This window comes from Actomonas spartinae (assembly GCF_051209155.1).
Taxonomy (GTDB): Bacteria; Verrucomicrobiota; Verrucomicrobiia; order Opitutales; family Opitutaceae; genus Actomonas.
Map to the genome: position 1 here is coordinate 1,942,040 of NZ_JBPJGB010000001.1, position 14,914 is coordinate 1,956,953.

Sequence of the window (14,914 nt, forward strand, 5' to 3'; positions counted from 1 at the left end):
ACGACAGGTCGCCGAGGTTTACCCGCCAGTTGATGGCCCCCCCCAAAAAAAAAGACCGGCCTGAGCCGGTCTTTTAGAACGAAAAACGAAAGCGGAACTCAGCCCAGCTCTTCGTAGGCAGGGCCTACCGGAGCGGAGGCGTCCGCACCGTGGAGGAGCAACAGCGCCCAGAGGGTGCCGCCGCCCAGGATCAGACCGATGAAGAAGAGGATGGTGCAGAAGGCCTTGTCCCACTTCAGGTGCATGAAGATGAAGATAACCGCGATGAACTTCACGGCGGAAAGCACCATGAGGATCGTGATGATCAGCCAGGTCATCATGGGAATGTAGATGACCAGGAGCTCCATGCCGGTGATGATCGCGAGGACCATCGCCAACTGGACGAAGATGTGGAACTTGCCCTCGTGCGAGTGGCTGTCGGGGGCGGAAAGCGTGGTGGCGTCGGCGGTAGCGCTCATGGCAGGACGATGTATTCGAGGAGGTAAACGACCGGGAAGATCACGATCCAAACGATGTCAACGAAGTGCCAGTAAAGGCCCATCGATTCGACGTCGATGGCGTTGGCTTCGCCGAAATCCACTTTGCCCGGCGAACGGGCAAACGCGACGAGCACGCCCAGGAGGACGATCGTGCCACCAAAGGAAAGGAAGTGGTGGCTGAAGTAGTAGGCGAAACCGTGGCCTTCTTCGAAGGCGTGGGTGAGGGCGAGGATGGTATACATCCCCACGACGACCGTGCCGACCCAGGCGGCGAAGTGGATGGCGCCCTTCAGGATCCAACCCTGGCCCTTCGACTCATCGGCGGGTTTGAAGGTGCGGATATACATCAGCACCAACCAGAGCACGCCGATCGCCACGTGGGTGCCGTGCGTGCCGGTGAGGGTGTAGAAGGTCGAGCCGAACACGCTGTTGGAGAGCGTGAGCCCACCGACATGCACGAAGTGGTTGAACTCATACACCTGGCCGCCGAGGAACATCAGACCGAAGACGATCGTGCCCAGCAGCATCTTGCGGGTGGTGACGACGTTGCCCTTCTGGATCGCGTTCACGGCGAGCGCCATGAGCAGCGAGGACATCAGCAGGATGAAGGTCGAACCCGAGGTGAGCTCGATCGAGAAGATGTCGCGCGGATCCGGCGAACCCGTCGGCGGGTGCAAGCGGTAGATGAGGTGGGTCGCGATGAGCGAACCGAAGAACATGCAGTCCGACGCGAGGAAGGCCCACATGAAGAGCTTCTTGTTCGGAATGCCCGTCGTGGTGGTCGCGTCGTGGTGGTGGTCGATGTGGCCGGCGGTGGCGGCGTGGGAACTCATGACTGGGTTGGAAAAGGTTGAACTCAGTGCGCGGCGTCGGACTTGTCGTCGGACTTCGTCGGGTGGAGGTGGTAGCCACCCGGACCTTCGACCGCCCACATCCAGGCGCCGAAGAAGGTGATCGCGAGGCCGACAATGGCGCCGGCAATATGGTGGAAGGCGAAGAGCAGGGAACCGATCAGCATGCCGGTGGCGGTGATGATGGGGAACCACGAGTTGCTCGGCATGTGGATGCCACCGTGGGCTTCATCGGCCGCGGCCTGTTTGGCCTTCTCGGCGGCGATCTCGGCCTTGTGGTGCTTCTCATACCAGAAGGCATCACGGGCGTGCACGGTCGGCGTGACGTCGAAGTTGTGCGCGGGCGGCGGGTTCGGGATCGACCACTCGAGGGTGCGGCCGTCCCACGGATCGCGACCGACCTTCTCACCCTTGAAGTAGGTGTAGATCATCACGAAGAAGTAGTAGGCGATGCCGACGCCGAGAACGTAGGAGCCGATCGTGGCAATGAAGTTGGCCGAGTCCCAACCCATGTTGCCGTCATAGGTGAAGGTGCGGCGCGGCATACCGTTCAGCCCGAGGAAGTGCATCGGGAAGAAGGTCACATTGAAGCCCACGAAGATGATCCAGAAGGACACCTTGCCGGCGGTCTCGGAGACCTTGCGACCGAACATGAGGGGGAACCAGTAGTGAATGCCGGCGAGCAGCGCGAAGATGGAGCCGCCGATGAGCACGTAGTGGAAGTGGGCGACGATGAAGTAGGAGTCCTGCTGCTGGGCATCGGCTGGGGCGGCGGAGTGCATGATGCCCGACATACCGCCGGTCATGAACATCCACACGAAACCAAGCGCGAACATCATGGGCGTGCGCATCATGAGGTGGCCCTTCCAGAGCGTGCCGATCCAGTTGAAGATCTTTACGCCGGTGGGCACCGCGATGGTCATGGTGGCCATGGAGAAGGCGGCGGTGGCGACGGTGCCCATGCCGGTGGTGAACATGTGGTGGGACCACACGCCGAAGCCGAGGAAACCGATCACGGCGCCGGAGAAGACGACGATCGGGTAGCCGAAGAGGGGCTTGCGGGAGAAGCAGGGCAGGATCTCGGAGATGATGCCCATGGCCGGCAGGATGAGAATATACACCTCCGGGTGACCGAAGACCCAGAACAAGTGCTGCCACAGGATGGGCAAACCGCCGCCGGAGACCTCGAAGAAGTTGGTGCCGAAGTTGCGGTCCATCATGACCTCAACCAGCGCGATGGTGATGGCGGGGAAGGAAAGGATGATGAGGAAGGCGGTGAAGAGCGTCATCCAGGTGAACACCGGCAGGCGCATCATGGTGAGGCCCGGGGCGCGCATGTTGATGATGGTGACGAGGAAGTTCAGCGAACCGATCACGGACGACACACCCAGCACCTGCAGACCCATGACCCAGAGGTCGGTGGAATTGTCCCCGGCAAATTCGCTGGAATAGGCCTGGGCCGTCATGGGCGCGTAGCCGAACCAACCGACATCCGGCAGGCCGGCCTTCGTGAAGAAGCCGACGTTGAGGATGATCGCGCCGGCGAGGAAAACCCAGAAGGCGAAGCCGTTGAGGCGGGGGAAGGCCACGTCGCGCGCGCCGATCTGCAGCGGCATGATGTAATTGAAGAACGCGGCCGAGAGCGGCATGACGGCGAGGAAGATCATCGTCGTCGCGTGCATCGTGAACATCTCGTTGTAGGTCTGGGCCGAGATGAAGGTGTTGTTGGGGACGATGAGCTGCGTGCGGATCATCAGCGCCTCGACACCGCCCACGAGGAAGAAGAACAGGGCGGTGATGCCGTAGAGGAAGCCGATGCGCTTGTGGTCGACGGTCGTCAGCCAGCTCACGATGCCGGTCTTGTGATCGGGCCGGGCAAACAACCAGGAGCGCTTGGCCTCCGGGGCATGCTCCTCGTGGCCGATGAAGTCAGATTTGGTCAGGGATTGGTCCATGGCGGGTGGGCGGTGCCGTTACTTATTTCAAACTGTGGAGGTAGGCGACGAGGGCGTGGCCTTCTTCGGGCGTGATTTCGATGTCGACGGTGGCGACATCCCCCGTGTCCGGATCGGAGATGGTGTAGCCGGGCATGATGACCATGCCGGCGGGTTGCACGATGCGGGTGTGATACATCCAGTTACCGGGCTTCACGCGCTGCGGCTCGGTGATCCAACGATAGAGGTTTTCGTCGCTGTTCTCGAGCAGGCCGGCGGCGATGGTGGTGCGGGAGCCAATGCGCGTGAGGTCCGGACCGATGACACCGGCGCCCTCGTGACCGCGAACGGTGTGGCAGCCGGCGCAGCGGTTTTCGGTGAAAGCTTTGCGCCCGGCGTCGATCAGGGCGGCGTTTTCGTCGGCCACAATCTCCTGCTGCTTGCGCCAGTTGCCGAGCGGATCGGCGTCAAATTCTTCGGTCCAGCCCTTTTGGTTTTCTTCGAAGGTGCCGTAATCGGCGTGGCTGGCCGGCAGGGTGGCACCTTCCGGCACCTCAACGCTGCGGGCGAGTTGCTTCTGGTTCTCGAGCCAAGCGTTGAACTCATCTTCGGCGAGCGCGATCACGCGGAAACGCATCACGGCGTGGGAGTCGCCACAGTATTCGGCGCACTGGCCCCAGAAGTAACCGGGCTCATCGGCCTTGAGCCACATGTGGTTGCCCCGGTTGGGCATCATGTCGACCTTGCCAGCGAGCTTCGGCACCCAGAACGAGTGAATGACGTCGACGGTGCGGAGTTCGATGCGGACCGGGCGGCCGGCCGGGATCACCAGCTCGTTGGCGGTGACCAGCGGGACTTCGCCGCCGAAGGGATCAGCCGCGAGCTCATTGTCATACTGGAAACGGAACCACCACTGATAGCCGGTCGCGGTGACGTGGTAGGCGTTCTCCCGTTCCTCCTCGGGCACGTCATAGGTATACCAGATGCCCTTGAGCGTTGGCACGGCGATCACCACGAGGGCGAGGATCGAGGCGACGATGAGGCTCATCTCCACCAACGGGTTGCCGTGTCCCTGCGGCGGCGGCTCGGCATGCTCGTCGTCGTCGCTGCGGGCCTTGAACTTGAGCGTCGCGTAGGCGAGCACGCCGGCGACGATGGCGAAAATGACGCCGGTCACCCACAAGGTGACATAGAAGAGGTGCGTCTGGGCTTCAGCGACCGGGCCCTTGGTGTCCAAGGTGGACTGAGGACCGTTCAGCCAGCCGCCGAAGAGCACGGGCAGAAGGGTTGCCAGCAACACGGCGCAGATACGCCGGGCGGATTTGCCGGAAAAAGCAGAAGAACTCATGAGGACAATAAAACGCGTTCCGAGACCAGGGGACAGGGCACGGGAAGCCGCAAAGCGTCCCGATGGGCAGGGTCATTTCAAGACATTATATCGACTGTTAGCGGATAAGATGAACCTGCTTATCAGGGCGTGAAGCGATTTGCATAGGCCGGGTGGGGGGGCGAATTCGCTGGCGGTTACGGAGAAGCAACGTGGTTTGGGGTTTGTGAATCGTTTGCTGCTGTCGTCGCTTTCGCTGCTCCTCCCGGTCTTGTTGCAGGTCGGCTGCGTCAAATCTGGCGCCGACACCGCGGCCGTGGAAGGTGCGGTCGTGGTCGAGGCCAACGATAGCATGGCGTTTAGCGTCACGCGCATCGAAGCGACCGCGGGCGAGTCCCTGACCCTCGTGCTGCGCAACGTCGGCAAAATGCCGAAAGAGGCGATGGGGCACAATCTGGTTGTGTTGAACAAAACAGCTGATGCCACGCGGTTTGCCAACGCCGCTGTCGCGGCCGCGGCGACAGATTATATCCCGGCGGCCCGGTCGGCGGAGGTGGTGGCCCACACCGCTTTGCTTGGCCCCGGAGAGAGCGACACCATCACCTTCACGGTGCCGAGCGAAGCCGGTGAGTATGTCTACCTGTGCAGCTTCCCGGCCCATTTTGCTGCCGGAATGCGGGGCATCCTGGTGGTGACGGCGCCGTAGGGCGTGACCGGGGCGAATCAACGGTTCGCGAGGAGCGCTGTGATCCACTTGCGGTGCGGGCCCGACAGGGTGACTTGCTCGAGATCCGCCAATTTCACCCAGACCAGCTCGCCACTTTGCCCGGCGAGGTCGGGCGGCGCTTCGAGGGCGACGATCGTCTCGGTGATCGCGTAGCGCGTGATGCCACGCTTCTTCACCGCGAGGACCTTCGCTTGTGCGAGGGATTCGGCGGCCAGACCGAGCGTCCCGGCCTCGGGGAGCTCGTGCAGGTTGGCGAGGCGTCGCGATCCGGCGGCGGCGCGATGCAGCAACAGTGCGCCGTCGCGTTCACACCAGGCGCGGGTGATCGCGACTTTTTCGATCTTTTTGGCAGCGAGTTGCGGGTAATCCTCCGGGGCGCCAGCGGCGCACGCCGCGCAATGCGACCGGACCGGGCAAATCGTGCAAAGCGGAGCCCGCCGATGGCAGACCGTCGCGCCGAGCTCCATCATGGCCTGATTGTGGTCGCCGGGGTGGGCGTGATTGAGCACGGCCTCAGCGAGCGGAGCGTAAGCTTTGGCCGCGCTGGCGCTGTCGCGATAAGGCGTGCCGTCGGCGGTCAGCCGGGCGAGGATGCGGACGACATTGCCGTCCACGCAGGCGGCGGGCAGGTTTTGCGCGATCGAGGCCACGGCGGCGGCCGTATAGGGACCGATGCCCGGCAGCGCGCGCCAGCCCTCGACCGACCGTGGCGGCTCGGGTAGCGCCACGAAGGCCTGCGCGAGGCGGTGCAGATTGCGGGCGCGCGAATAGTAGCCGAGTCCTTCCCAGAGTTTGAGCACCGTCGCCTCATCGGCCGCCGCCAAGGCTTCGAAGGTCGGCAGCGCCTCCATCCACCGGGCAAAGTAGGGCAGCATGGTTTTGATCTGGGTCTGCTGCGCCATGAGTTCACTGACCACCGTGCGATACAGCGACGGCTCCTCCCGCCACGGCAGTTGGCGGCGGTTCGCGCGATACCAGGTCAACAGATCACGTTGAAAGGCGGCGGGTTGTTGCAGCAGGGTCGAACTCACAAAAATCCCAACAGGTGCAAAAAAACCTCCCGGCGCCACCCTAGATTCGTTTTGTGAAGCCATGGCGCACGCTGCGCCGCCCTCCATGCCCAAGAAGAAATCACCCGTCGATCCCGACGCTCCCAAGAAGCTTGCCTCCTATACGGTGAAGCTCGATGCCGCCCAGATGGACAAGCTTGCCGCCATCTGTGCGGCGCGCGGCTGGGCGCCGTTTGAGGTCGCTTACACCCGTTTCGCGTTCAAGGGCGAGACCGACAAGGTCAACGTCACCGCCTACACCAGCGGCAAGGTCGTCATCGCGGGCAAGGGCACCGAGGACTTCGTGTCGATGACGCTGGAACCCGAGGTCACCGGCGATCCCCGCCTCGGTTACGATGAGGTGCATCACCCCGACTGGTTTGAGCCGCACGCCGGTCTCGACGAGAGCGGCAAGGGTGATCTCTTCGGCCCGGTCGTCGCCGCGACGGTCATCGCCGCCGATCGCGCCGCGATCGACGCGCTGATCAAAGCCGGAGTGAAGGACTCCAAGAAGATCGCCGACTCCGTCATTCTCAAACTCGACCAGGTCGTGCGCGCCACCCGGGGCGTGACCGTCGAGGTCTGCACCTGCGGCATGCCGAAATACAACGAGCTCATGTCGCGGCCCCGCGCCAACATGAACAAGTTACTCGCGTGGCAGCACGGCATTGCGCTGATCAACGCCCTGCAAAAACAACGCGTCCCGCGCGGCCTGCTCGACCAGTTCAGCAAGACCCCGCTCGTGCAAAACGAACTCAAGCGCAAGGGCGTCACCGGCTTCACCCTCGACATGCGCACCAAGGCTGAGTCCGACCCGGTCGTCGCCGCCGCTTCGATCATCGCGCGCGCCGAATACGTGCGCATCATGCGGCAACTCTCCGACCGTTTCGGCGGCCCGTTGCAGAAAGGCGCGAGCGCCTTGGTGAAGGCGCAGGCGCACGAGATCATCCAAAAGTTCGGCGCCCGAGCGCTGGGCGACTTTGCCAAACTGCATTTCCGCACCGCCTACGAGGTCGTCAAAGAGGCCGGCAAGCTCCACGAATTGCCGCTGCCCGAACCGAAGGACCGCTTCGAGCGCGACTGATCGATCCGCCTGACTCATGCCCAAACGCCGCCAGCTCCGAGGTTACGACCTCAAGCAGATTGCCGATGTGGAAAGCCTCATCGGCGTCGACGAGGCGGGGCGGGGCGCTCTCGCCGGACCGGTTGCCGCGGGCGCGGTGCTGGTGACGCGCGAGTTTCTCGACAGCAACTGGGTCGCGCAGAACGCCCGCCGCATCAACGACTCCAAACAGCTCACCGCCGCCGACCGCGACGCGCTGTGGCTCGACTTCGAAGCCCTCATGGCGGAGCGCCAGATTCATGCGCACTTCGGCATGGCCGACGTCGCCGAGATCGAGCAGCTCAACATCCTCGGCGCGACCAAGCTGGCCATGCGCCGCGCGCTGGAGGGGATTTACCCGCCCTCGGCCTTCGAACGGCGTCGCGAGCCCGACTTGTTCTCTTCGGCCGAGGAGATCGCCTCGTTCCAACCCCGCGCCTCCGCGCGCATCCTGGTCGACGGTCTGCGCCTGAAAAACTTTCCCTATCCGCACGAAGGCGTGGTGCACGGCGACGCGCGTTCGCTCTGCATCGCCATGGCCTCGATCATCGCCAAGGTCGCGCGCGACCGCGAAATGGAGCGGCTCGACGGCGACTTTCCGGCCTACGGTTTTGCCGCCCACAAAGGGTATGGCACCGAGGAACATCGCACGGCTATCCTGGAGCACGGCCCTTGCCGCTTCCATCGCACCACCTTCCTGCGCAAGCTCATGGCTTCGCGGATCGACCCCGGTCAGCTCGATTTTCTGCACTGATCAAACTGCCTTTTCTTCAACCACGAATGGACACGAATGAAATAGAGCGTGAAGCTGCGGCGGATCGGATCGGTTCACCATTCGTGTGAATTCGTGGTTCCCACCCCACCTGTTTTCCATGCCTCCCAAAAAGCACAGCTCCCTGGATCGCGTGCTCGGCCGTCTCGATACTTTGGATACGGTCAATCTCACCAACCTCGTGCAGCGCCTCGCCCGCGAGCGCGGTCTGTTCGAGGAAATCTTCAACGCGCTGCAGGAGGGCGTGCTCGTCATCACGCCGGACGGGGAGATCGAATACGCCAACGATTCGGCGCACCGGCTCATTGGTTTCAACGCCGATGAACTGTCCGGCCAAACCCTGTGGCGCCTGGTGCCGGGGCTGCGTCCGTCGCTTGGCGCCGCGCTCGACGGCGGGGCGCTGCCGGCGGTTGCGCGGGAGTTCGAGCTCACCTATCCGGAGCCGCGCATCGTGCGGCTTTACATGGTGCCGTTTTCCGACGGCGGGCGTGAGGACGCGCGACGCTACGCGGTCATCCTCAGCGATGTGACCCGGGAGAAAGCTTCCACCGAGGAACGCATCGAGAACGAGCGCACCTCTTCCATCCTGCTGCTGGCGGCGGGCGTCGCCCACGAGCTGGGCAATCCGCTCAATTCGCTCAATATCCACCTGCAGCTCATCGAGCGCCGCCTGCGCAAACTCAAGGCCCCGGCCAAGGACGTCGATGGGCTCACCGACTCGATCACGGTGTGCCGCGACGAGGTGCGCCGGCTTGATGGCATCATCAACAACTTCCTCGAGGCGATCCGGCCGCGACCGCCCGATCTCACCGAAACGCACCTGCTCGAGGTGCTCGATGAAGTCCTGCGTTTTCAACAAAACGAACTGGCCGACCGCGGCATCGAGGTTGATGTGGAGTCGGAGGGAGACGTGCCGCTGGTCATGGCCGACCGCAACCAGGTCAAGCAGGTCTTCTTCAATGTCATCAAGAACGCTATGGAGGCGATGGAGCCGGGCGGCCGCCTGCATCTGGTGGCGCGGGCCGACGACGACTCGGTGTATTTGCTCATTGGTGACACCGGTAAAGGCATCAAGCAGGAGGACATCCTGCGCATGTTTGAACCCTATCACACGACCAAGGCGACCGGCACCGGCCTGGGCCTCATGATCGTGCAGCGCATCATGCGCGAGCACGGCGGGCAGGTGGGCGTGGAGAGCAAGAGCGGCACCGGCACCGTGGTGACGCTCGAGTTCCCCCGCAAAGACCGGCGCGTGCGGATGCTGCGCTAGGCTCAGTCGATCTTGTCGCGGCGATAGCGACTGCGATCCGGTGCGCCGCGATCGGGGTTGCTGTCGCGGCTCGGCGGTGGGTCGCTGCGGTCGACCGAAGGTGCTGGGGGCGGCGTCGGCGCGGGCGCGGGCGCGGGCGACATCCGCGGTGGTGGAGCTGACACCGGCCGCGGCGGCGGCACGAAGGTGGAGCCGTCGCGGTTTGGATCGGGCATACGGCGTCCGGCGTTGTTGCTGTCATCGGTGCGCGGGGGGCGCGGACCACGATCGCGGTCACGATCCCGTTGTTGGTCGTCCCGATGGCCACCGCGGTGATCGCCCCGGTAGTCGCGATCCCGATCGCGCCGGCCGTAGCCACCACGACCGTAGGCGGGATAACCCCAACCGGGTCCGGGCAGCGGGAAGCCGCTGTGGATGCTCTCAAATGACCCCGGGTAACCGTAGGGATAGGAGGTTTCCCAAAAGAGGCGTTCGCCGGAGTAGTGCGGACGGGAGAGCACGACGGTGGTGGAGTTGGAGACGCTGGGCACACCGGCGATCTCAGTGAGCACGCCGTTCTCCACCCGGGCGCGGTAGAGTTGCTGGGCCCGTTCCACGTCGGAGATCATGCGGTCCTGCGGCGTGATGATGCCGGCGGCCAGCAGCGTGTCGCGAGCGAGGGCGAGGGCGTTGAGCCGATCGTCTTCGTCCAAAGTTTCGCCGTCCCCGAGGTAAAGCACGATCGCATAGGTGATGGGAGATCGCGGCGGCGCGGCCGCGCTGGTGGTGCGATAGGGGGTGCCGCAAGCGCTGAGGAGCAGGGCGGCGAGCGCGGCCAAAAGACCGGGGACAAAAGTGGAGCGTTGGGTGGTCACGGGAAGGGGTTTGAGGTTGCGACCGGTGGCGAAAGGGGCGGTTCCGTGGGCGGGACATTTCGTCGCACCTAGGCTTGACCGGCGCAGGGTCCTGCCCGTGAGTTAAGCGCATGGTGCCGACGGTATTAATCGTGGATGACGAACGCCACACCCGGGAAGGGCTGCAACAGGCCTTGGAGGACAATTTCGACGTGTCCGTCGCGGGCAGTGCCGACGAGGCGTTCAACCTCATGGCAGCGGAAACCTTCGACGTGATCGTGACCGACCTGCGCATGCCGGGCAAAAGTGGCCTGAAGGTGATCGACAAGGCGCTCACCTTGCCGAATCGCCCGGCGGTGCTGATGATGACCGCCTACGGTTCGATCGACACGGCGGTGGAGGCGATGCGCCGCGGCGCGGTGGATTTTCTCACCAAACCGGTGAACATCGAACGCCTGGAGATTCTCATCAACCGCGCGCTTAAAAGCCGCACGCTCGAAGTGGAGGTCAAACAGCTCCACGAGCGCCTCGACGAGAAGTTCAACTTCAAGGGCATCGTCGGCGACTCCCCGAAGCTCAAGGAGGTGATCGATCGGGTGAAACTGGTCGCGCCCTCCAAGGCCACGATTCTCGTCGAAGGCGAGTCGGGCACCGGTAAGGAGCTGATCGCCCAAGCCATCCATCAGACGAGTCCGCGCGCCCGCGCGCCGTTTGTGGCGGTGCACTGTGCGGCCTTGTCCGAGAACCTGCTGGAGAGTGAAATCTTTGGCCACGAGCGCGGCGCTTTCACCGGCGCGATGGAACGGCGGGTGGGCCGATTCGAATCGGCCGATACCGGCACCTTGTTTCTCGACGAAATCGGCGAGATCTCTGCCTCGACTCAGGTGAAGCTGCTCCGCTTTCTGGAGAACAAAACCATCGAGCGCGTGGGTGGCTCCAAGCCCATCGAGTTGGACGTGCGCCTCGTCGCCGCAACCAACCGGCGGCTGGAGGACATGGTGCGGGAAGGGAAATTTCGCGAGGACCTGTTCTTCCGCCTCAACGTGGTGAGCATTCGCATGCCGCCGTTGCGGGAGCGCGTGGAGGACATTCCGGCGCTGCTGGCGCATTACCTGAGACACTTTGCCGAGGAAAACGGCCTGCCGGTGCCGTCGGTCGAGCCGGGGGCCTTGGCCACGCTCTCATCCTACCGCTGGCCGGGCAACATCCGCGAGTTGCGCAACTTTTGTGAGAACGCCGTGGTGTTGCACCGCGGCGGCAAACTCACCGAATACGACATCGACCCGAAGTTCCGCGCCGGGGCCGGGGACTCGGCCGGCGGCACGACGTCCGACGACGGTGCGGCCGTGGCCGGCGCCCCCACGCCGACGGCCACCTTGTCGGTCGAGGAAAACGAAAAGCGCCTGTTGCGCGAAGCCCTCATCAAGGCGCGCGGCAATCGCACCAAGGCAGCCCAGCTCATGGGCATCAGCCGCCGCACCTTGCACCGCAAGATCGCGTTGTGGCCCGAACTCGATGTCATTGATTGATCCCACTCGCCCGGTGATCGCCGCGCGCCCGACCGCATGAACGCCCAAGCGTGGATCCACTGGCTGGAACAGGGACGGGGCGCGGCCGTGCTCAAACGGGTGGCGTTGCTGCTGGGTGTGGTGGCGCTCTCGCTCACGGTGGCCTACAAACAGTTTCACGGCCCGCGCACCGAGGAGACGATGCGCCAGGCCGACCTCGGTCGGTCGCTGGCGGAGGGCAAGGGCTTCACCACCTCGGTCAACTATCCGCAGGCCTACACCGTGCTGACCGCGCGCGGTCACGTCTTCTCGCCCGACCAACCGCTGCCGGAGGTGTATCAGGCACCGGGATACGCGATGGTGATCGGTGCGGTGTTGGGGCTGCTGCCCGAAGCGACCCGCGCCGGACTCTATGCCGACGCGCCGGCGCCGCCGGACGGGTTTGCGGCCGACTACGTGTTGCTGGCGCTGAACATCGTGCTGCTGTGGATCGCCGCGTTTCAGACCTGGCGACTTGGTTGCGGTTTGTTTGATCGCAAAGTCGGCGCCGTCGCCGCGATCGCCCTGTTGCTTTCGACGCCCGCCTGGGCGCACGCCGTCGCGGTGGATGGCACGCCGCTGGCGATGGTCTTGCTCCTGGGTTTGTTCCAATGTCTGGGCCGGGCGGAACGCGCCTTGGGCGAGGCGCGGAATCCGCTCGTTTGGTGGGGCGCCGGCGGCGCGGTCACGGGTCTACTTTTTCTGACCGATTATCCGCTCGCGACCCTGCTCCTGGTCGTTGGTGGTCACGCCCTGTGGCACCGGCGCAAACTGGGCGCGGTGATGGCGGTGGGGGCGGCGTTGGCCGTGGCCTCGCCCTGGTTGATTCGCAACCTGCAGGTCGTGGGTTCACCGGTGGGACTGGCGGCGCAGGATGTCGCGTTGCGCGCCGGCGACCCGACGGCGGACCCGGCGGCGTGGCGCACCACGCTCACCGCCGAGCCACCCCCGCTCAGCGTCAACAAAATGGGCAACAAGGTGCTGACGGCAGTGCAGGAAAGTTTGCGCGAGGACCTGTGGTCGGGGGGCGGACTCATCCTGACGGCCTTTTTCGTGACGGGTTGGATCTATCGCTTCCGCCGCGACCGCAGCAACCGGCTGCGCACCGTTTTTGCGCTCACGCTGGGTCTTATGATCGTGGCGCAGGGTTTGTTTAACTCCGGGGAAGGGGAGCGCGCGGCGACGGTGGTGGCGGCACCATTGATCATTTTGTTTGGCGTGGGGTTCTTCACCGTGCTGGCCGCGAGCAGCGAATTTCTGCGCGCGTGGCCGCGCCTGGCGGTGCTGGGTTTGCTCGGCCTGCAAGGTCTGCCGCTGTGGCATGACGTGGCGGAGCCGCGCCGGATTCATTTCAGTTATCCGCCCTACTATCCGGCGTTTTTCCTGGCGCTGGGGCAGGAAATGCACCTGCGGGGTGGTCCGGTGGCGGGGTGGATGTGTGATGTGCCGGCGGGCGCGGCCTGGTATTCGAGCAGCCGCGTGTGGGCCCAGCCCGATACCCTGCGGGATTTTTATGAGGTGGATGTCGATCAGCATCAGGTCGCTCTGGTGCTCACGCCGGAGACCCTGGATCGACCCTTCTTTGCCCAGTTGCTCGATGCCGAGGCCAACGCCACCCGTTTTGGCGAGTGGGGCAAGGTCTACACCGGGTTGATCTCGCGGAAACTGCCGCCGAGCTTTCCGCTGCAGGAGTCGAGGGCACTGGCGCCCAACTTCCAGTTACTGGTCGATCCGACGTGGGCGGGAAGCACTGGAAAATGAATTGCACCTAGAACGGGCCTCCGCCTAGCTGGGTAAACTTATCGTCCTGATGATGAAGCGAAACGTTGCCCTGTTTTTAACCTCCCTGGCGGCTTTGCCTGCCTGGGCGGTTTACGCCCCCATTCCGGAAGAAGATCTCGGTCAAACCGTGGCGGTCCAAATCGGGGGAGGGATTTACCATGATGACAACATCTTCGGCGCGGCAACCGGTGCGGTCTCGTCGATGGTCTACCGCTTCTCGCCGTCGATCGATTTTAATGCCTCTGTCACCGCGCAGACCTTTTTCTCGGCGTCCTACGATCTCAACTACGACTACGTGGTCGACCGCCCGCTGAACACGGACCTGTTCAGCCATCGTTTCAGTGCCCGCGTGGCCCATGCGTTCAACCGGGATTCGACGATCGATGTCACCGGGACCTACAGCATCAACGAGAACCCCGAGTCGCTGCTGGCGGGTTTACCCCTCAACACCGATCAGTCGTTCAAGAACAACCAGATCGACTTGGTGTTCATCAGCAAAATCAACGAGCGCCTCGGTTACACGTTCAAGGGCCGCTCCTCGATTTACGCTTTCGATTTGAACACGCTCGCCGCGCAGCTCGATCGCGACGAGACCCTCTTCGGACTCAGCCTCGATTATGCGGTGTCCGAGGCGACGAAACTGATCGGTGAGTTCCGTTATCAGGACGTCGCCTACGACACGGCCGGCAACACCAAGGACAAAAATTCTTACTATTACCTCGGCGGCCTCGATTACGCCCCGTCGGAGAAAACGTCGGTCAGCCTGCGCTTCGGTTTCGAGCAACGCTACCGTTCCGGCGCGCCGAATGCGGATGCGCCCTACGCCGAGATCACCGGCCGCTACGCCTACGGCGAAAAAAGCTTCCTCTCCGCGGGTTACATCCGCGCCACCGAGGAGAACTCCAATGTCGCCCTCTACACCGACATCGAGGTCAACCGCTTCTTCGTCACGGTGCAGCACGCCGTGACCGCGCAGGTGACGGGTTCGCTTTTCTACAACGTCGAACCGTCCACCCTCAATGGCCGCCCGGGCGTGTCGCCCGATCGCGATGAGACCACCCAGCGCGCGGGCCTGGCGATGAGCTACCAGCCGCGGCGTCACTGGTTGGTTTCGGGCACCTTCGACTACGACCACACCGATTCCGACGACGCCAATCGCGACCTCGATCGCACGCGCGTCGGCTTGGACGTGCGCTACACCTTCTGAGGGTGTGATGGTTCACCATCCCTCGTCGTCCCGG

The 14,914-nt window shown here is 63.8% G+C and carries 13 protein-coding genes; 7 read left to right on the forward strand and 6 right to left on the reverse strand.

The window, feature by feature from the left end:
• Nucleotides 1-98: 98 nt before the first annotated feature.
• Genes AC0MRV_RS07815 through coxB form a run of 4 tightly spaced genes read right to left on the reverse strand, consistent with a single transcriptional unit; the run spans nt 99 to nt 4,612 of the window.
• Complete coding sequence (locus AC0MRV_RS07815; RefSeq protein ID WP_472763887.1) at nt 99-458, reverse strand: cytochrome C oxidase subunit IV family protein; 360 nt, start codon at nt 456-458, stop codon at nt 99-101.
• Complete coding sequence (locus AC0MRV_RS07820) at nt 455-1,312, reverse strand: cytochrome c oxidase subunit 3 (RefSeq protein WP_472763888.1); 858 nt, start codon at nt 1,310-1,312, stop codon at nt 455-457. The genes AC0MRV_RS07815 and AC0MRV_RS07820 overlap by 4 nt, the downstream gene beginning before the upstream one ends.
• A 23-nt stretch (nt 1,313-1,335) precedes the next feature.
• On the reverse strand, nt 1,336-3,285 hold the full coding sequence (gene ctaD, locus AC0MRV_RS07825; protein WP_472763889.1) for a cytochrome c oxidase subunit I: 1,950 nt from the start codon (nt 3,283-3,285) through the stop codon (nt 1,336-1,338).
• A 22-nt stretch (nt 3,286-3,307) separates the two neighbouring features.
• Entirely contained in the window at nt 3,308-4,612 is a 1,305-nt protein-coding gene (gene coxB / locus AC0MRV_RS07830; protein WP_472763890.1) for a cytochrome c oxidase subunit II, read from the reverse strand.
• Nucleotides 4,613-4,817: 205 nt separating this feature from the next.
• On the opposite strand from coxB, the gene AC0MRV_RS07835 reads away from it, so the two are divergent.
• The gene (locus AC0MRV_RS07835) at nt 4,818-5,297 is read left to right on the forward strand and encodes a plastocyanin/azurin family copper-binding protein (protein ID WP_472763891.1); all 480 of its coding nucleotides are present in this window, start codon (nt 4,818-4,820) and stop codon (nt 5,295-5,297) included.
• Nucleotides 5,298-5,314: 17 nt separating this feature from the next.
• On the opposite strand, the gene AC0MRV_RS07840 is transcribed toward AC0MRV_RS07835, so the two are convergent.
• A complete protein-coding gene (locus AC0MRV_RS07840) occupies nt 5,315-6,349 on the reverse strand; it encodes an A/G-specific adenine glycosylase (protein ID WP_472763892.1) in 1,035 nt (344 codons plus the stop codon).
• Between the two features lie 85 nt (nt 6,350-6,434).
• On the opposite strand from AC0MRV_RS07840, the gene rnhC reads away from it, so the two are divergent.
• From rnhC to AC0MRV_RS07855, 3 genes are all read left to right on the forward strand, one after another.
• Nucleotides 6,435-7,451 carry a ribonuclease HIII gene (gene rnhC, locus AC0MRV_RS07845; RefSeq protein WP_472763893.1) on the forward strand — a complete coding sequence of 339 codons (1,017 nt, stop codon included), beginning with the start codon at nt 6,435-6,437 and terminating at the stop codon, nt 7,449-7,451.
• A gap of 16 nt (nt 7,452-7,467) precedes the next feature.
• Nucleotides 7,468-8,223 (forward strand): ribonuclease HII, encoded by a 756-nt coding sequence (locus AC0MRV_RS07850; protein WP_472763894.1) that lies wholly within the window; start codon nt 7,468-7,470, stop codon nt 8,221-8,223.
• A 118-nt stretch (nt 8,224-8,341) separates the two neighbouring features.
• Nucleotides 8,342-9,511: a two-component system sensor histidine kinase NtrB gene (locus AC0MRV_RS07855; RefSeq protein WP_472763895.1), complete on the forward strand. Its 1,170-nt coding sequence runs from the start codon at nt 8,342-8,344 to the stop codon at nt 9,509-9,511.
• A gap of 2 nt (nt 9,512-9,513) precedes the next feature.
• Here the strand turns inward: AC0MRV_RS07855 and AC0MRV_RS07860 are convergent, their stop codons facing one another.
• Nucleotides 9,514-10,365: a hypothetical protein gene (locus AC0MRV_RS07860; protein ID WP_472763896.1), complete on the reverse strand. Its 852-nt coding sequence runs from the start codon at nt 10,363-10,365 to the stop codon at nt 9,514-9,516.
• Nucleotides 10,366-10,496: 131 nt separating this feature from the next.
• Here AC0MRV_RS07860 and AC0MRV_RS07865 point away from each other — a divergent pair, with 131 nt between their 5' ends.
• From AC0MRV_RS07865 to AC0MRV_RS07875, 3 genes are read left to right on the forward strand one after another with little or no spacing between them, the layout of a single operon-like run.
• The gene (locus tag AC0MRV_RS07865) at nt 10,497-11,873 is read left to right on the forward strand and encodes a sigma-54-dependent transcriptional regulator (RefSeq protein ID WP_472763897.1); all 1,377 of its coding nucleotides are present in this window, start codon (nt 10,497-10,499) and stop codon (nt 11,871-11,873) included.
• A 36-nt stretch (nt 11,874-11,909) separates the two neighbouring features.
• The gene (locus tag AC0MRV_RS07870) at nt 11,910-13,652 is read left to right on the forward strand and encodes an ArnT family glycosyltransferase (RefSeq protein ID WP_472763898.1); all 1,743 of its coding nucleotides are present in this window, start codon (nt 11,910-11,912) and stop codon (nt 13,650-13,652) included.
• A gap of 49 nt (nt 13,653-13,701) precedes the next feature.
• Entirely contained in the window at nt 13,702-14,880 is a 1,179-nt protein-coding gene (locus tag AC0MRV_RS07875) for an outer membrane beta-barrel protein (protein ID WP_472763899.1), read from the forward strand.
• Nucleotides 14,881-14,914 lie beyond the last annotated feature (34 nt).